Source organism: Bacillus cereus group sp. BfR-BA-01356, assembly GCF_022663635.1.
Classification (GTDB): domain Bacteria; phylum Bacillota; class Bacilli; order Bacillales; family Bacillaceae_G; genus Bacillus_A; species Bacillus_A cereus.
Map to the genome: position 1 here is coordinate 77,612 of NZ_JAKUFX010000002.1, position 17,982 is coordinate 95,593.

Consider the following 17,982-nt stretch of genomic DNA (forward strand, 5'->3'; position numbering starts at 1 on the left):
CAACTAGAAAGTTTGATAATAGTTGTCCGTTTTCTTATATACAAAATTGCTTTTTAAAAAAATGATAAGGGGGATTTGGATGGAGAATTTAGTAGAATGGTTAGTAGGGCAAGTGTGGAGTATCGGTTTAGTTGTTTTTGCATTAGGGGCAGGCGTATATTTCACGATTGCAACACGCTTTTTGCAAATTCGTTATTTTAAAGAGATGATTAAACTATTATTTGAAGGAAAGAGTTCAGAGACGGGGATATCATCTTTTCAGGCATTTTGTTTAGCCTTATCAGGAAGAGTTGGAATTGGTAATATTGCAGGGGTAGCGACAGCAATTGCTTTCGGCGGGCCTGGAGCTGTATTTTGGATGTGGGTAATGGCTTTGTTAGGGGCAGCGAGTGCGTTTGTTGAATCAACATTATCTCAAGTATACAAAAGTAAAGTAGGGAATGAATATCGCGGCGGTACTCCATATTTCATTGAGAAAGGTTTAAAAATGAAATGGTTTGCAGTCATTGTAGCGGTAGTTGTAACACTTTCATATGGCATGTTATTACCAGGTATTCAATCTAGTAGTATCGCAGTTGGATTCGAAAACTCTAATGGTATTAACAAATATATAACTGGTATATTTTTAGTCGTGTTACTAGCAGCAATTATTTTTGGTGGTGTAAAGAGAATTGCTGGCGTTTCTCAAATGCTTGTTCCATTTATGGCAATTGGTTATGTAATTGTTACATGTATCATATTAATTGCGAATGTAACGGAGATTCCAAGTATGTTTGCTTTAATTTTCTCTAGCGCATTTGGTGTAAATGAAATGTTTGGTGGAATTGTTGGTGCAGCTATTGCATGGGGTGTAAAACGCGCTGTATTTTCAAACGTTGCTGGTGTCGGAGAAGCAACGTATAGTTCGGCTGCTGCTGAAGTATCGCATCCTGCAAAACAAGGATTAGTTCAAGCGTTTTCCGTATATATTGATACAATTGTCGTATGTACAGCGACAGCTCTTATGATATTAATTACAGGTATGTATAATGTTATACCTGAAGGGAAAAGCGCTATTGTAAAAAACATAGGAAATGTGGAAGCAGGTCCAATTTATACGCAACAAGCAGTTGAAACTGTGATAACAGGGTTTGGTCCAATATTTATTTCAATTGCGATTTTCTTTTTCGCATTTACAACGCTACTCGCTTATTACTATATTGCTGAAACGACACTTACTTATTTAGATCGTCAATTGAAGTATGGCTGGTTAAAACCAGTTTTAAAATTTGGATTTTTAATTATGGTTTACATCGGTAGTGTTGAATCAGCGTCGCTTTTATGGAATCTCGGAGATTTAGGAATCGGTAGTATGGCATGGTTAAACTTAATCGCGATTCTATTATTAAGTAAAATCGCATTAAAAGTGTTAAAAGACTATGAAACGCAGAAAAAAGAAGGGAAAGACCCAGTATTTAATCCTAAAAATGTGGGGATTGAAGGATTAACATTTTGGGAAGAAAGAAGTAAAGAGGTTGAAAGAAAAAGTTCTAGAGAAAAAGTTATTGTAGATGATAATTTAAAATTATAATGTAAATTAACTGAAAATTCTTAATTTAAAAGAAGGTATATTGCCTCCATTTCATCGCATACTACAATAGGTATGGATAATATGACTGGAGGGAATAAGATGGAACATGAGCAACATAGTTCGATAAATGATATTCTACATCATTATAAAGAAGGTATAGGTAGTTTTACAAATCAAATTCCTGAAATCGCTGAGACATATAATGCGTTCACGCAAGCTTGTTTTCAAGAGGGTGCTTTAACAAAAAGAGAAAAACAACTTATTGCATTAGGAATTAGTTTAGCAACGCAAGATGAGTATTGTACAATTTATCATACAAAAGGTTGTCTTGATCAAGGATGTTCGGATAAAGAGATTCTGGAAGCATGTGGTGTTTCAGCAGCATTTGCTGGCGGAGCTGCGATGAGTCAAGCGGTAACTTTAGTGCAAGAGCGTTTAACAGAACTGAAAAATCAAAAGCATTGAATAAAAAAACGTTTTAAACTTTATGTTTAAAACGTTTTTTATGTGAAATTAAATTTGAGTATAAAAATTATCTAGGATGGGTTCAATTTATGGTTATATAATAATGGAAGAATTTTAAATTTAGTAGGAATGAGAAATAACAACTATTTAATCTTAAGGTTTTGTAAAAAGCTTCAATTGCTTCATATAGTCAATGGCTTTTGTTTTATTTTTCTGTTTAGAAACATAATGTGCCTCATTAAAATCTCTATAGTAACTGTTAACTACTTCTTCAGAAAGAGCACCGTCAGAGATAGCTCTTTTAACCGCGCAGTTTGGTTCATTTGTATGTGAACAGTTAGAAAATTTACATCTCATAGAAATCTCTTTTATATCTTCATATCCAAAATCAAAATTCCTCTCAAGGTTTATCAAGTCAAATCCTATTTTACTAATAAGAAATCCCTCCACTTTTGAAAGAGTTTTTTAGAAACATACATACAAATTTTATCGTATTCAATTTGTATTCAATTTAATATTCTATATCTTCATAAATAGATTTTTCTACATCAGGAAGAACTGTGTAGATACTCTTACCGATTAAAGCTTCTAATTCTTTCTTAATCGCATAAAACCCTTTCCAATGTAAAAATGTATGAGATGTTGTACCATGACGCAAACCAACAGAAATTAATCTTCTTTCCAGCGTAGTAAAGCCATTCGCATCAGCAAGAGCGTCACAAAGAGTAATTACTTTATTGTATAAATCGTAGTTACAATGTTCATTTAATATTTCAACTAACCGGCTTCTCATATGGTCAGGAACGAGACTCCACTCCGCTGCGATATTTATATGTTCATTTTTGCATGGGAATGAGTGTGTCACACAAATAACAGCGTTTCCTGTATACCCTAAATCATTCATATACATATAACCATCATAGGAATGAATAACCGATTTGGTAAAACCTTTGTATCTTCCGATATCATGCAAAAGGGCAGCATTATATGCTATGTCAGCATCTAGCTTGTACCCTTTTTTTATAAGTTCTATAATTATGTTTTCAGTTGCATGAGCAACATGTAGTGAATGTTCAAACCAAGGGCCCGGGTTTTGTTCATATGCCCATTCGAGTAATTCTTTTGCGTACGTTCTATCTAATATATATTTCATATCGTTATCCTTTCACAAAAAATCATATCTTTCTATAAATTCATCTTATTATTTCATTATTCCTTCTTTAAAAATTGTTACAATGAAACAAAAGGGGGAAAAGTAATGCGAAATTTAGTAATTGAAGAAATAAAGCAACTAGAAAATGATATGGAAGAACTTTCGAAACTTTTAAAAATGGTTGTAAATGATGGGGCATCAATTGGTTTTTTGCCTCCACTGGAACAAAAAGACGCAACAAAGTATTGGCGAACAGTATTAGCGCCAGAAGTGATATTGTATGTGGCTAAAATAAACAACGAAGTAGCAGGGAGTATTCAATTACAATTAGTTACTAAGCCTAACGGAATTCATAGAGCCGAGATTTGCAAATTAATGACTCATCCAAACTTTAGACGTAACGGCATTGGACGATCGCTTATGCAAAAAGCAGAGGAACGAGCAAAGCAAGAAAACAGGTCTCTTTTAGTATTAGATACTAGAGAAGGAGATCCTTCCAATAAATTGTATAAATCACTAGACTACCAAGAAGTTGGAACAATACCAGGGTATGCAATTTCTCCGAATGGAAAGTTAGATGCTACGGTTATTTATTATAAAAACATTTAAGGTATAATCAAACGGGGAGAGTGCTTAATTATTAGTAAGTGAATAATAAACGACTATTTTTAACACAGTCTATATTTTTCTGGCGGTGTTAAAATAGTTAATTATAATCTAATTAACGCACTAAATGAATTTGAGAAAGTTTTTAGAGGGTTCTTTTAGTAATGATTCTCGTCTTATAATAAATGTAGAGAAGATGACTAGCCAACTATAGTTATTTTCGCTTTATTATCGGAAGGGGATGAAAGTATGAAAAAGAATAGTTTACAAAAGATGAAGAAAGTTATTTTAAGTGGTGGAGTATTACTTACGGGATTATTAACATTTGGATTTTCAGAAAAGGCTTCAGCTCATGGATATGTAGAATCACCAGCGAGCCGATCTTATTTATGTAAGCAAGGGGTAAATGTAAATTGTGGACCGATTCAATATGAACCACAAAGCGTAGAAGGGATAGGTGGATTTCCGCAACTAGGACCTTCTGATGGAAAAATTGCAGGGGCTGGTCATTTTCCCGCTTTAGATGTTCAAACTGTAGATAGGTGGAAGAAAGTTACGTTAAATGGCGGGACGAATACATTCAAGTGGAAACTAACGGCTCCTCATAGTACAAAAGAGTGGAAATATTATATTACGAAAAAAGGTTGGAATCCAAATAAACCTTTAACGCGATCAGATTTAGATTTAGTGCCATTCTATGTGAAAAATGACGGTGGAGCTAGACCAGGGACAACAGTAACGCACGAAGCAAATGTACCAACTGACCGTAGTGGATACCATCTTATTTTAGCTGTTTGGGAAATTGCAGACACTGGAAATGCGTTTTATCAAGTTATAGATGTAAACCTTTTGAATAATGGCTTATCCTCAAATTTCGCTTTTAACAATGTAGTGCAAGCTCCTACACTATTTTAATTGAAACATACATTTCGATCATCTAATTCATTTTAGATGATTTTTTTTATGAAAATGATGAAAAATATAGAAGAAAGTGCAATTATTTATAAAAAAATATGCTTTAAATATTGTCATATTTGCTTCTTTAAGATATCCTTTTCATGAAGAGGTGGAAAACATGGAAAAAGTACTAGTTTTCGGGCATAAAAACCCAGATACAGATGCAATTTGTTCTGCAATTGCTTATGCAGAATTGAAAAAAGAATTAGGAATGAATGCTGAGCCTGTACGTTTAGGCGAAATCAGCGGTGAAACTCAATTTGCGTTAGACTATTTTAAAGTAGAAGGACCGCGTTTTGTTGAGACAGTAGCAAGCGAAGTGGACAACGTTATTTTAGTTGACCATAACGAGCGTCAACAAAGTGCTAACGATATCGAATCAGTTCGTGTGTTAGAAGTTATTGACCATCACCGTATTGCTAACTTTGAAACAAGCGATCCTATATACTATCGTTGTGAGCCAGTTGGCTGTACAGCTACAATCTTAAACAAAATGTACAAAGAAAATGGCGTAACAATTCGTAAAGAAGTTGCAGGTTTAATGTTATCTGCAATCATTTCAGATTCTTTACTATTCAAATCTCCAACTTGCACAGAACAAGACGTAGCAGCTGCTCGTGAATTAGCGCAAATCGCTGGTGTAGATGCAGATAACTACGGCTTAGAAATGTTAAAAGCTGGTGCTGACTTAAGCGGAAAAACAATGGAGCAATTAATCTCTCTTGACGCTAAAGAATTCCAAATGGGTAATGCGAAAGTTGAAATCGCACAAGTAAACGCTGTTGATACAAACGACGTTCTTGTACACCAAGCGGAACTTGAAAAAGTAATCTCTGCAGTAGTAGAAGAAAAAGGTTTAGACCTATTCTTATTCGTTGTAACTGATATCTTAACTAATGATTCTGTCGGTCTTGCGATCGGTAAAGCAGCAAACGTTGTTGAGAAAGCATACAACGTATCACTAGAAAACAACACAGCTACTTTAAAAGGTGTTGTATCTCGTAAAAAACAAATCGTACCAGTATTAACAGAAGCATTCCAAGCTTAATCGTATTGCGTACAGATGAACAGTAAGGACAAGTAGTCAGATTGGCTACTTGTCCTTTTTTATCTCTAAAAAACAGAAAATTAAAAACGGGAGGATTGTGTATGTTTAATGATTTGGAGAGTAAATTACAGTCACTTTTAGAACGAAATATTACGTCGGTTTCAGAATTAGAGAGCTGGCTCTCGGAGGAGCTACGTTTAAACGCTGAAATACAGAAGTTGCGTTTGACTTTTTAGAAGAAAGGATATAAAGTACTGCAAGGGTCATTCTAAATTTGATTAACGAATTAAAATAAGGATAGCGTTAGCTATCCTTATAATCGTTTATTCGTAAGATTTTTTCTTGTTTATATAAAATGTAATTATAGCAGTAATGAAGAAAATAGGTATCGCATACACTTGCCCAACAAATAACTTCCAGCCGACATAATTATAGCCTTCAGATGCTGGGATGATAACGGAAATAACGCAAACAATAAAATAGACTAATAGTGCAGGGATAATATTTTTCATTTTTATGGACCTCCTTCCTAATTTAATTAATAAATCATAATATTAAAATTTAATTATAATAATTTGAAGAAAAAAATGCAAAAATTTTTATGGTATTATAATATTTGCAATGAGAGTGATCCATAGTACATATATGGTAAAATGTGTAATTTAAACTTTTCAAAATTATTATATAGTATTTCGAGAGAAAAATGTACAAAATAACGAATTTTATTTACCAAAGTAAAGGGAGTAGAAATATATATGAAAAGGATATGTATAATTCCATGTGGAAAAAAGAAAATTTGGGATAAACATTCAGACTACGGACCGATGGAAGCAAAAGATGTGTATATTAGTCCGTTCGGAAAAGCATGTCAGGCGTACGCAACTATGTTTTTCGAAAACTGGGTTATATTATCGGCGAAACATGGATTTTTAAGACCAAATGATATTGTATTAGAAAACTATGATCTTGCATTTGATTCAAAAAGCGATGGAGTAATAAATATAGAGCAATTACAAAAACAGATGGTAGATAAAAGTTTATTACAGTTTGACGAAATCGTCTTACTAGCAGGGAAGAAGCATAAAAAAGTAGTGACAAAGTTATATCCAGAAGAAATGATTACATATCCGCTAGAGGGGTGTAAAGGGATTGGATATATGTTGCAGAGGTTGAAAGAAGCTGTGAAGGAAGGGGAGGAAATATAGGTGTAGTTTCAGTGATTTTAAACTCTATTTATTTAGGGAGCCGAAAAGTAAAATAGAGTTTTTAGGCATCGCCGAAAGGGTGATGCTTTTTTTGTTCGTGTCGTCATTCATGTAAAAGTAATTTAGAGAATAAATCATTCGATTTATGAAGCGATAGCTTTTTTATATCGAGAACAAATTGCTTCACTTCTAGAAAATGTAGGACATATGGGTACAGTTAAGATTGTAAGTGGGAATAGCAATAAGACAAGTTTTGAATAGGATATTAAGAAAGGAGATGTTGATAAATAATGGCCAAATATAGTTTGCACGGAGGACACAATAGTATTGTTCAAGGTGCTAATTTTGGGAATCGGAAAGAACACGTTTTAGATAGGCAAGTTAAAGATGCTGTGGCGACTAAGTTAAGATCCCTAGGACACACGGTTTATGACGATACGGACGAGGTAGGGGCAACTCAATCACAAAATTTAAATAATATCATTCGGAATAGCAATTCCCATGCTGTGGATTTAGTTATTTCTTTTCATCTTAATGCAAGTGATGGAAATGGACAGGGTGTTGAGGTTTTGTATTATGATCAGAAAGATTTGGCGGCTAAAATCTCAGCTCAACTAGCAAAAGATATTGGATGGCGTGATCGAGGTGCGAAACAGCGTACGGATTTAGCGGTATTAAATGGGACGAAAGCACCTGCTATTCTTATAGAATTAGGATTTATTGACAATGAATCTGATATGGCAAAATGGAATGTTGATAAAATCGCTAATTCTGTTGTATTTGCTCTTACAGGACAAACTGGAGGAGGTGCAGCGGATTTGCTCAAAGTAAAAACTGGTGGTGTAGCATTTAGTAATTTACAAGCTTTGGCTCAAGCTATGGTAGATGCGGGTATTGATGGACAAATTGTCGTTCAGAAAGATGGCATTGGTTATGCTATAACGAATGGCTATCCGTCTGGAAATATCGATAAATTTACAGCTTGGTTAGATGCACGAAAATGGTACTATGAGTACGTGAGATAAAATGAAAATTAGTTTGATTAAAAACTAACAATTGTCTTATATTTAGTTAACAAGTATATTAAGTAACTAATAATTATGTAACTATAAAAATATGGACAATGTATATGTAAATTAGTAAACAAAACCACCTGTCAGAAAGGTGGTTTTGTTTATCTAGCTATTTGTGGGCAGTAAAATTCTTATCTCAAAATTCGGATGAAGCTAAGAAATTAAGTGGGAATTTCACTGCTCGTAGCCTCCTACTAATTATAGTTTCACTTTATATAGTTTAGAGCTTTGTAAATCTTTACTTGTTAAACCTGTAATAATATTTTGTTTTCTCAATACATAAGCCGAATTTTAAATTATTACCCAATAATATACTACCTCTCATACTATTTATTAGTTGATAATAGCAAAAAAACAAGCTTTGAATATAATAATGAAAAAGGAGATGTTAAATAATGGGTTATATTGTGGATATTTCGAAATGGAATGGCGACATTAACTGGGATATCGCAGCACCACAATTGGATTTCGTAATTGCACGTGTGCAAGATGGTTCAAACTATGTAGATCCTTTATATAAAAATTATGTACAAGCAATGAAAGCACGGAATATTCCGTTTGGTAATTATGCGTTCTGTCGTTTCGTTTCAGTAGAGGATGCACGGATAGAAGCAAGAGACTTTTGGAACCGTGGTGATAAAAATGCAACAGTTTGGGTAGCTGACGTAGAAGTAAGAACAATGAACGATATGAGAGCGGGTGCACAAGCTTTTATTGATGAATTACGCAGATTAGGAGCTAAGAAGGCTGGTTTATATATTGCTCATCATATGTATGCTCCATTTGGAATGGCAAATTTCAATTCTGATTTTGTATGGATTCCTCGTTACGGTGGTAACAAACCGGCGTATTCATGTGATATTTGGCAATACACAGAAACAGGGAATGTGGCTGGTATCGGCAAGTGTGATTTAAATAAGCTGATTGGAAATAAGCCGTTAGCTTGGTTTACAAATCCAATTGTTGAGCCGATAAAAAAACAAGAAGGGGTTGGAATTATAGTGAATAAATATAACAAAGTAGTTACTTATGAATTTGGTGTAAATTTAGTTCCTGACATGATTCAAATGATGGATAAGCTTGGATATACTTCTAAAATAATATCTCGTGGAGATAACCAAGGGCTTGTGTATTTCGAAACAGATTATCGTCAAGGGAATGAACTGGACAAAGCAACTGCTTGGTTAGATACGAAAGGAATTAAATATTTTTATACAAAAGAGTAGTTTGCTAAATAAAAAGCCGTCATGTGACGGTTTTTTATTTTTATGTAATCTTTTAACTCTACTTATAATATGGAGAAAATAGACTAATAAACAAGCCTTTGTATACTTTTAAACATAGAATATGATGAATTCTATTAAGGAGGAAGCAGATTCATGGGAAATACTTGTCATTGTGGGCATTCCCGAAATTGTAATACATTTTGGGATAATTTAATGTTTGGGAGATGTAGATGTAAACGCAATGATTTTCACGAATGTTGTTGCAAAGAGAAACCGAAATGTGAGTGTGAAAAATGTCATTGTAAAACAAAACCGAAATGCCATTGTATTCATGAAGAGGAAGGGTATTAATAATAAAAAAGAGTACGATACGTACTCTTTTTTTGGGTGATTATATTCCATCTTGAACAGATTTCTTTACAATTACCCATGTGTCTTTCTTTTTAACCGTTATAGCTACATTAGTTCCATTAGATTCCTTATAAAAGATATATCCATTGTTTGAGTTTACATATGTTACTGGTTCGCCTATGCAATCTCGCGAACAGGATTTGTTGACCAGTTCAATTAGGGATAGTTCACTTGGATCGGTTTTGCTTGCTTCTATAACAGCATCAAGGCTTGTTTTTCGATAACCTTGCAAGTTTATATGAAAAAGCTGCTCTATTTCTCCTGTAATGCTAGTGTTCATTACTTCTACTGAATTCTTTTTTTCTTGAAGAAAGCCGTTTTCATAAAGTAATTTTGTATAGCCAATCCATGCTATTAACACTAGCATGAAAAACATACCCGTCATTTTAAGTATTCGAAGTCGTTTGCTTATAATTGTTTCTGAGTATTTCATTCACTCTAATCCTCCAATGTTTTTAATTTAAAATATGCTTGGATACATACTTTTAGAAGAGGATGAAAGTTAATGAGTTTTCAATAAAAAAGAAAACATCCAGAGTTAGATGCTTTCTTTTTTTGTATTTTTGGCTATCTGTTCGTTACTTGTTTCATAAGTGGTCTTATTTCTTTAACTGGTGGTTTCTTATCATAGGCATCAACGTAAGAAAAGTAGTAGTTTAAGTTTCTTAGAAGACCTTTTCCTATTTTTGCACTTAAGAAAGGAAATACTTGTCCGGTATAATCATCGAGAGATTTACAGTAATATTTTTCATCTAAATATATACTATATTTACATGTTAGTTCTACTAAAGGACTCCCTTCATCATCAAATACTTCTTTAGAATCAATAATATCTATTAGTGCAAATTTTTCATTTAAGTAAACTTTCTTTTTTTTCTCGTGTTTATTTGTAAGTATAAAAACGAGACCAATTGCGTTAATCAAACTATTTCCTCCTATAAAAAACGGATATTAATAAAATATATCGATATAAGCTAAATGTAAAGAGGAGAGGTGAAATATCATAGAGAGAAAACTAAATAAGCCGATTTATGTTTGGAAATCGACTTATTTTTATCAAGTACTACTTAGTAGTAATACCTACTCTGATTAAAGTTTCACTTTATTGAAATACTTGTGGGAATTGTTTTACGATTGCGTTTGTTATCATGTCGGCCATTTCCAATGCTTCTTTTTCAATTTTATCGTAAAGTTTTACTCCTGCTTCATAATCTTTATTTAGGAAGGCAAGTGCTTCTGCTTTCGTTAGTGCTAAATGTTCATAAAACATTTTTCTAAATTCTTCTTTATCTATATATGGGTTGATACTGTTAAGAAATTCAATAATTTCATCACCATTAGCGTACCATTTTTTCTCTATAGCGGCCGCTGCATTTTGATTACCAGCTTTTGCGGCTTTAACAAGATCCGCTGCAATTACTAAGTGATCTTTAATTAATGCACTATATTTTTTCACTGCATCCTCACCGTAAAATGGTTCAAGTGATAGTCCCATATGTGTTGCGTTTTGTAGAAGTCGTCCAACAGTAACGTTAACATCTGGTAAATTAAAGACTATACTTATAATAGCCAATCTCGTCCAAGCGACGTGTTGTTCCCATAAAGAACGCATATACCCTTTTAAAAAATTCTCATTTTTACTAATTCGGTAGTTCCGTACGGATAAATCATAGTTTACATAAGGGTTATGGTAGGGGGAGTAATACGATTGCCAATAAGAATACATAAATAGTAACACTCCTTTGAACATGTATAACTCAAAGTATGATGAAGATTTATTTTTAGTTACGTGTCCTAGATTATTTTTAGGAAATTTGAAATGGAGAAATTAGGTGAATGATGTTGTGGTATATATGAATAAATTGAATATAAAGTAAAAGAGGGTCTGCAAGGGAAGTTGCAGACCCTCAAAAGGGTATTGCCGAGATGTCGGACTCGACTACGTAATGTTATCATAAAATTCTTTTGAAAAAACCTGGTAAATGTGTCCAAATAAAATTAGGACCTTCATACAGTCAAAGGGACCTGCTTCCCGCGGCAGGCCCCAATAACTAGATAATGTCGATGAGCAAAAAACTCATCTGGAGTACTTTTATAGTAACAAGTAAAATATCTTTTGTGTATTGAGAAAGAAGAATTGCATAATTATATGTGAACAATTTAACTCCCAACAATTCATGATAATCATGAATTGTTGGGAGTTAAATATGGTTATAAAATGGAGAAAAGACTTGGAAGTGAGATCGAGGTACACAGAAGTATGTAATCATGAAAAAGACCTGCTAATATAAGCAGGTCAACTTAAGGGGTTTATCCAACAGATTATTATATATGGTAACAACTGAATTGTAGTAAGTCTATACATTTAATATTGAGAAAAATTTTGTGAATGATATATTTTTTGCGCATATATTAACGTCTAAAAAGTTGAGAAAGAAAATTAAAAAGCTTTTTATAAGAGAATAATGGCTGATACTTATAGTATGATTCATATTTCCACGCATCATTATTAGAGAATTGGAGTTTTTGTGTTTTCGTTTTCGCCGTGATGGAACTCATATTACGATGCTTCATATAGTAACCTCCTGAATTTATATGTATACGATTAGTAGTATTCAAGAAAGGGAAATAAAATGAACGTTTAAATTGAAACTCTTTCTTCTTGTGTACTGGATTTATATTATAAATGTTGTAAAACATATAAAATAATGATGCTAGTTAGTATTAAATAGGTGGAGAAACATAGAATAATGAAAAAACAATAAGCATCTAATCATCCCTTTCAAGTCGCATAAGTGATTGATATAATAGAAGTAGATGAAAGATAAAGAAAAGCAGGTGACTCTTTTTTGTTTACTAAAGCACAAGAACTTTTAGCGTCCTACTTTGGTTATTCTTCGTTTCGAAGAGGACAAGATGAAACAATTAAAAACGTATTAGATGGGAAAGATACGGTTTGTATTATGCCAACGGGTGGCGGTAAGTCGATTTGTTATCAAATTCCGGCATTAGTATTTGAAGGAACGACGTTGGTTATATCACCTTTAATATCACTTATGAAGGATCAAGTAGATACATTGGTACAGAATGGCATTTCAGCTACATATATTAATAGTTCTATTTCTATTGCTGAAGCAAATCAGCGAATTCAATTAGCGAAACAAGGACATTACAAATTACTTTATGTCGCGCCTGAGCGTCTTGATTCGATGGAGTTTGTTGACCAACTTATCGATATGAAAATCCCTATGATTGCGATTGATGAAGCACACTGTATTTCACAGTGGGGACATGATTTCCGTCCAAGTTATTTACATATACATCGCATATTAGATTATCTTCCAGAAAAGCCGCTTGTATTAGCATTAACAGCAACAGCAACACCGCAAGTACGTGATGATATTTGTAATACACTTGAAATTAATCAAGAAAATACAATTATGACAACGTTTGAGCGTGAGAACTTATCGTTTTCTGTTATTAAAGGGCAAGATCGAAATGCATATTTGGCGGATTATATTCGTCAAAATCAAAAGGAATCTGGGATTATATATGCAGCTACTAGAAAAGTAGTCGATCAGTTATATGAAGATTTAATGAAGGCAGGAGTTTCTGTATCAAAATATCACGCTGGTATGAGTGATATTGATCGAAATGAGCAACAAGAACTCTTTTTACGAGATGAAGTAAGTGTAATGGTAGCAACATCTGCATTCGGGATGGGTATTGATAAATCGAATATTCGTTACGTAATTCATTATCAGCTTCCAAAAAATATGGAAAGTTACTATCAAGAAGCAGGACGTGCTGGTCGTGACGGATTAGATAGTACATGTATATTGTTATATTCTTCTCAAGATGTACAAGTACAGCGTTTTTTAATTGATCAATCAACTGGAGAATCACGTTTTTCAAATGAACTTGAAAAATTGCAAAATATGACCGATTACTGTCATACAGAACAATGTTTACAATCATTCATTTTGCAATACTTTGGAGAAGAACCGAAAGAAGATTGTAGACGCTGTGGTAATTGTACAGACAATCGCGAGAGCATCGATGTGACAAGGGAATCACAAATGGTTTTATCATGCATGATTAGAACGAACCAACGCTTTGGAAAGCAAATGATAGCGCAAGTATTAACTGGGTCGAAGAATAAGAAAGTTATTGAATTTAATTTTCATACTTTACCAACGTATGGGCTTTTATCGAACCGTAGTGTAAAAGAGGTCAGTGAGTTTATCGAGTTTTTAATTTCAGAAGAGTTAATTGCAGTTGAACATGGCACTTATCCGACGTTAAAAGTAACTGAAAAAGGGAAAGAAGTATTACTTGGTAAAGAGAATGTTTTACGAAAAGAACGAGTAGAGACAAGACAAATTGTTCAAGACCATCCTTTATTTGAAGTGCTTCGTGAAGTACGTAAAGAAATTGCACAAGGAGAAGGTGTACCTCCGTTCGTTATTTTCTCTGACCAAACATTAAAAGATATGTGTGTGAAAATGCCGCAAAGTGATTCCGAATTGTTGACGGTAAAAGGTATCGGAGAACACAAACTTGTGAAATATGGTTCGCACTTCTTACAAGCAGTTCAGCATTTTATTGAGGAAAATCCAAATTATGCTGAAACGATTAAGACAGAAGTAGTTTCAGAGCGTAAAAAGTCAGGAAAAGCGTCCGCAAATTCTCATTTAGAAACGTATGAAATGTATAAACAAGGTATTGATTTGAATGAGATTGCAAAAGAACGTAACTTATCAAGACAAACAATCGAAAACCATTTAATTCGCTGCTATGAGGATGGAATGGAAGTAGATTGGCACAGCTTTGTTCCAGCAGAGTATGAATCTCTTATTGAAACTGCCGTTCAAAATGCAGATGGTGGTCTGAAATCTATTAAAGAACAGCTTCCGAATGAAGTGAGTTACTTTATGATTCGTGCTTATTTACAAATAAGAAAGTAGAGGCATATAAAGGGGATAAGAATTTATGTATCATGTTTTCGTTTATGGCACGTTAAGAAGAGGACAAACGAATGCTCATTATATGCTAGGTGCAACATGTATCGCAGACAGAGCTTGGACATATGGAAAATTATTTGATACGAACGAAGGATATCCGGCCATGACTTATTCGATTGAAGAACAGGTGTATGGAGAAGTTTATGTAGTAAATGATGAGATATTGTGTAAGTTAGATGAACTAGAAGAATATAGAGGCAATGCGGAGACTGATTTATATGATCGAATCACGCAAACAGTATATGTTGCTGATGGGGAAATTGAGGCATATGTGTATATCGCTCAGGATAAAAAGATGTTAAAGAAAGTGATAGACTCTGGTGACTGGCTTATGTATCAAAAAATATAATAAGGTAGTTTTAAAAATTGGAAAGCAGATAATGACGAATTCATTATCTGCTTTTTATTGTGTGAATAATTGTCGTTCTCTTTTTATTCTTATAGTTCTTAGTACGGTTCCAATTCCGAGAAATAAAACAGTAGCAGTGACCCCGCTAGTAGGATTTAACCAAAAATCACTACTGTTTGTAAGAGTAATAATCCCTGTTATTGTAACTAAAACAGTAGGAACAGCATCCTCGATCGCATGCATGATAACACATGGCCAGACGGATTTTGTAAGTCTATATATTTCAACATACATAATTGACCAACAAACCATAAGGATACAGCCAGATAGAAGCATATTTAATCTTGAGATAGATTCAAAATATTCATTTGAAGAGCCTCCTTTACTTTTATTTATCCTACTATTTATGGGCAGTAAAACGCCCATTGATTAAAGTCTTTAATTTTTACAATGTTTTTTAATAGATAAATTAAATAGGAGACAAATAGAAAGAAGTATCTTTTACATGCATCACTATACTATATGTGTATGTGTGTGATTTAGATGTTGCATATTCTTTTTAAATTAGAAAGATGAAAAGTAAGTTTTTTCGGAAAATTTAAATGGAAACTATTGACTTTATGATTGGATTTTTAATACAATGATACTTCGACTGAAAAATTAGAACGGACAGGAGGGAATCGTCGAAATGAGCAACATATTTGAAGATGAGTTACAAAAAATGAAGGATACTTTACATACGATGGATGAGCAATTGGATAGGCTTGAAAAAATCCCGGTTTATTATGGAGAAGATTTTAAAGAGCAAATTCTTGAAAGTATGAGGGAGTCTAATAGACAAAACTTACGTATTGGTGTGCAAGAGCCGTACTTTGGAAGGTTAGATTTTCAGGAAGATGGAAAAGAAGAAGTTATGCCGATTTATATCGGAAAAGTAGGGGTTTCGGATATGGACACGATGAAGCCAATCATTATTGATTGGCGAGCGCCTGTCGCAAGTATGTTTTATTCATTTACCGGTGGAGAAGAATTAGCATTTTATCAATCACCAGATGGGTTAGTAGAAGGTGATGTGTATTTAAAACGAAACATTTCCATTCGAAAAAGAGAACTTGAACGTGTTGTTGATACATATGTAAAAGGAAATGAAGATGTATCACATGCCGATGATTTTCTTCTATATCGATTAGGTGAGAATAAAGATAATAAGCTAAAGGATATTGTTTCAACGATTCAATCGGAACAAAATGATATTATTCGAGCGGAAAGAAATTTACCATTACTTATTCAAGGGGTTGCAGGGAGTGGAAAGACAACAATTGCTTTACATCGCCTTGCTTTTTTAATTTATGAATATCGTGAACAACTAGAAGCAGAAAGAATGATCGTATTTGCACCGAATAGTCTGTTTTTAGACTATATTTCGAGTGTACTTCCTGAATTAGGTGTAGGGAATATTAGTCAAACAACGTTTCCAGATTGGGCATTACGTACGTTAGATGATTCAGTGAAACTAAAGCAGACAGAAAAAAAATTGAAAGAAGCATTTTCAATTAATCGTGATGAAAAGAAGGTAATGCTAGGTAAATTAAAGGGTACGTTGGAATTTAAGACGTTTATTGAAGAGAGAATGATCCAATTTGAAAATGAGTTAGTTCCGACAAAAGATTTTGAGGCGTGGGATAGAGCGATTATTCCATTAGAAGATGTTAAAAAATGGATGCAAGTTGAATATAAACATTATCCTTTACAGAAAAGAAGAGAACGATTAGTAGGACGAATGAAGCGCTGGATTGAAATTGAACTTAAAAAATTCGGGGAAACAAACGAGAAAAAATTACTAAAAAAAGAAGCGACTAAGAGACTGAACGCATATATGAAGTTTTGGCCGAAAATGAGTGCTCTTTCACTGTATAGTTCAATAGTAAAAAGTAAAGAAATACTTGAGGTATTACCTGAAGAACTTGTTAAAGAAACAGAAAAGAGTTGTCGTAAAAAAGAAGTGTGTGTAGAAGATTTACCAGCTTTAATATACATACATCATCGTATAACAGGGATCGAAATCGGGCAGAAGTTTCATCACGTTGTTATTGATGAAGCGCAAGATTTTTCGCCTTTCCAAGTTTATGTATTAAAAGAAATTACATTAGGTAATTCTTTCACTATATTAGGTGATTTATCGCAAGCGATTTATGATTACCAAGGAATTGAAGATTGGAATGCTTTTAAGGAAGTATTCCAAGAAACCGGTTATTATGAATTGACAAGAAGTTATCGTTCTACAAAAGAAATTATTGAATTTGCAAATGAAATAATTAAAAATGCAGAAATCCCAGTAGGACTCGCAACACCAGTCTTCCGCAGTGGAGAAGATGTGAAAGTAATTCATGCAGAAAATCAATTTACTGAAATTGTGAAGACGGTAAAACATTTGCAAAATGCAGATGTGAAAACAATTGCGGTAATCGGAAGAACAGAAGATGAATGCCGTGATATATATGTGAAATTAACAAATGCAGGATTAACGGTAAACGTAATTGAAGCAAACCAAAGTAAATATGAAGGTGGTATATCAGTAGTACCTGTCTATTTAGCGAAAGGTTTAGAATTTGATGCGGTGCTTTTAATTGATGTGGATGAAGAACATTACAAAAACACAAAACATGATGCAAAGTTACTATATGTCGGATGTACGAGATCACTTCATGACTTATGGATTTTCCATAGTGGGGAAGCGTCACCTTTAATTAAAGGATTAAAATAAAGTAAAACTATAATCAGTGAGGAATTTTACTGCAAGCTAATGTGGGATAAATATAAAAAGAGGATTTCTATTACTGTCTACTTAACAGGGAGATGACCATGAAGATCCTCTTTTTATATTGAAATTAATGT

20 protein-coding genes and 1 pseudogene are annotated in these 17,982 nt (G+C 33.5%); 13 read left to right on the forward strand and 8 right to left on the reverse strand.

Annotated features, from left to right (window positions below; genetic code table 11):
- Positions 1-79: 79 nt before the first annotated feature.
- Positions 80-1,570 carry an alanine/glycine:cation symporter family protein gene (locus MR168_RS01545; RefSeq protein ID WP_025709486.1) on the forward strand — a complete coding sequence of 497 codons (1,491 nt, stop codon included), beginning with the start codon at positions 80-82 and terminating at the stop codon, positions 1,568-1,570.
- A gap of 72 nt (positions 1,571-1,642) precedes the next feature.
- Positions 1,643-2,035 (forward strand): carboxymuconolactone decarboxylase family protein, encoded by a 393-nt coding sequence (locus MR168_RS01550; RefSeq protein WP_174402549.1) that lies wholly within the window; start codon positions 1,643-1,645, stop codon positions 2,033-2,035.
- A 153-nt stretch (positions 2,036-2,188) separates the two neighbouring features.
- Here MR168_RS01550 and MR168_RS01555 read toward each other — a convergent pair whose 3' ends face one another.
- Entirely contained in the window at positions 2,189-2,485 is a 297-nt protein-coding gene (locus MR168_RS01555) for a P-loop NTPase family protein (RefSeq protein ID WP_000398282.1), read from the reverse strand.
- A gap of 61 nt (positions 2,486-2,546) precedes the next feature.
- Positions 2,547-3,188 (reverse strand): HD domain-containing protein, encoded by a 642-nt coding sequence (locus tag MR168_RS01560; RefSeq protein ID WP_242291174.1) that lies wholly within the window; start codon positions 3,186-3,188, stop codon positions 2,547-2,549.
- Between the two features lie 105 nt (positions 3,189-3,293).
- On the opposite strand from MR168_RS01560, the gene MR168_RS01565 reads away from it, so the two are divergent.
- The 4 genes from MR168_RS01565 (at position 3,294) to MR168_RS33275 (ending at position 6,035) form a co-directional block, all read left to right on the forward strand.
- The gene (locus MR168_RS01565; protein WP_016122672.1) at positions 3,294-3,797 is read left to right on the forward strand and encodes a GNAT family N-acetyltransferase; all 504 of its coding nucleotides are present in this window, start codon (positions 3,294-3,296) and stop codon (positions 3,795-3,797) included.
- A gap of 246 nt (positions 3,798-4,043) precedes the next feature.
- Entirely contained in the window at positions 4,044-4,709 is a 666-nt protein-coding gene (locus tag MR168_RS01570) for a lytic polysaccharide monooxygenase (protein ID WP_086412051.1), read from the forward strand.
- A gap of 160 nt (positions 4,710-4,869) precedes the next feature.
- Positions 4,870-5,799: a manganese-dependent inorganic pyrophosphatase gene (gene ppaC, locus MR168_RS01575; RefSeq protein WP_000416873.1), complete on the forward strand. Its 930-nt coding sequence runs from the start codon at positions 4,870-4,872 to the stop codon at positions 5,797-5,799.
- A gap of 101 nt (positions 5,800-5,900) precedes the next feature.
- Positions 5,901-6,035, forward strand: a complete 135-nt coding sequence (locus MR168_RS33275) for a hypothetical protein (RefSeq protein WP_000481362.1) — start codon at positions 5,901-5,903, stop codon at positions 6,033-6,035.
- An 87-nt stretch (positions 6,036-6,122) separates the two neighbouring features.
- On the opposite strand, the gene MR168_RS01580 is transcribed toward MR168_RS33275, so the two are convergent.
- Positions 6,123-6,311 (reverse strand): DUF4017 family protein, encoded by a 189-nt coding sequence (locus MR168_RS01580; RefSeq protein WP_000789485.1) that lies wholly within the window; start codon positions 6,309-6,311, stop codon positions 6,123-6,125.
- Positions 6,312-6,554: 243 nt separating this feature from the next.
- On the opposite strand from MR168_RS01580, the gene MR168_RS01585 reads away from it, so the two are divergent.
- The 4 genes from MR168_RS01585 (at position 6,555) to MR168_RS01600 (ending at position 9,694) form a co-directional block, all read left to right on the forward strand.
- Positions 6,555-7,004, forward strand: coding sequence for a DUF6884 domain-containing protein (locus MR168_RS01585; protein WP_000820904.1), 450 nt, complete (start codon positions 6,555-6,557; stop codon positions 7,002-7,004).
- 290 nt (positions 7,005-7,294) lie between these two features.
- The gene (locus tag MR168_RS01590; protein WP_086412050.1) at positions 7,295-8,029 is read left to right on the forward strand and encodes an N-acetylmuramoyl-L-alanine amidase; all 735 of its coding nucleotides are present in this window, start codon (positions 7,295-7,297) and stop codon (positions 8,027-8,029) included.
- 443 nt (positions 8,030-8,472) lie between these two features.
- Positions 8,473-9,303, forward strand: coding sequence for a GH25 family lysozyme (locus MR168_RS01595; RefSeq protein ID WP_086412049.1), 831 nt, complete (start codon positions 8,473-8,475; stop codon positions 9,301-9,303).
- Between the two features lie 217 nt (positions 9,304-9,520).
- Positions 9,521-9,694 carry a hypothetical protein gene (locus MR168_RS01600; protein WP_000503004.1) on the forward strand — a complete coding sequence of 58 codons (174 nt, stop codon included), beginning with the start codon at positions 9,521-9,523 and terminating at the stop codon, positions 9,692-9,694.
- Here MR168_RS01600 and MR168_RS01605 read toward each other — a convergent pair whose 3' ends face one another.
- From MR168_RS01605 to MR168_RS01620, 4 genes are all read right to left on the reverse strand, one after another.
- Positions 9,695-10,147, reverse strand: coding sequence for a hypothetical protein (locus MR168_RS01605; protein ID WP_000877572.1), 453 nt, complete (start codon positions 10,145-10,147; stop codon positions 9,695-9,697).
- A gap of 134 nt (positions 10,148-10,281) precedes the next feature.
- On the reverse strand, positions 10,282-10,638 hold the full coding sequence (locus MR168_RS01610; protein WP_086411308.1) for a cytoplasmic protein: 357 nt from the start codon (positions 10,636-10,638) through the stop codon (positions 10,282-10,284).
- A 178-nt stretch (positions 10,639-10,816) separates the two neighbouring features.
- Entirely contained in the window at positions 10,817-11,440 is a 624-nt protein-coding gene (locus tag MR168_RS01615; protein ID WP_000287728.1) for a hypothetical protein, read from the reverse strand.
- Positions 11,441-12,126: 686 nt separating this feature from the next.
- Entirely contained in the window at positions 12,127-12,288 is a 162-nt protein-coding gene (locus tag MR168_RS01620; RefSeq protein ID WP_000682743.1) for a hypothetical protein, read from the reverse strand.
- A 275-nt stretch (positions 12,289-12,563) separates the two neighbouring features.
- Here MR168_RS01620 and recQ point away from each other — a divergent pair, with 275 nt between their 5' ends.
- Positions 12,564-14,681, forward strand: coding sequence for a DNA helicase RecQ (gene recQ, locus MR168_RS01625; protein ID WP_086411309.1), 2,118 nt, complete (start codon positions 12,564-12,566; stop codon positions 14,679-14,681).
- Between the two features lie 25 nt (positions 14,682-14,706).
- Positions 14,707-15,087 (forward strand): gamma-glutamylcyclotransferase family protein, encoded by a 381-nt coding sequence (locus MR168_RS01630; RefSeq protein WP_000274907.1) that lies wholly within the window; start codon positions 14,707-14,709, stop codon positions 15,085-15,087.
- A 54-nt stretch (positions 15,088-15,141) separates the two neighbouring features.
- On the opposite strand, the pseudogene MR168_RS01635 reads toward MR168_RS01630, so the two are convergent.
- Positions 15,142-15,456, reverse strand: a pseudogene (locus MR168_RS01635) (CPBP family intramembrane glutamate endopeptidase); the annotation flags it as partial.
- 319 nt (positions 15,457-15,775) lie between these two features.
- Here MR168_RS01635 and MR168_RS01640 point away from each other — a divergent pair.
- Positions 15,776-17,851: a HelD family protein gene (locus MR168_RS01640; protein ID WP_048558472.1), complete on the forward strand. Its 2,076-nt coding sequence runs from the start codon at positions 15,776-15,778 to the stop codon at positions 17,849-17,851.
- Positions 17,852-17,982 lie beyond the last annotated feature (131 nt).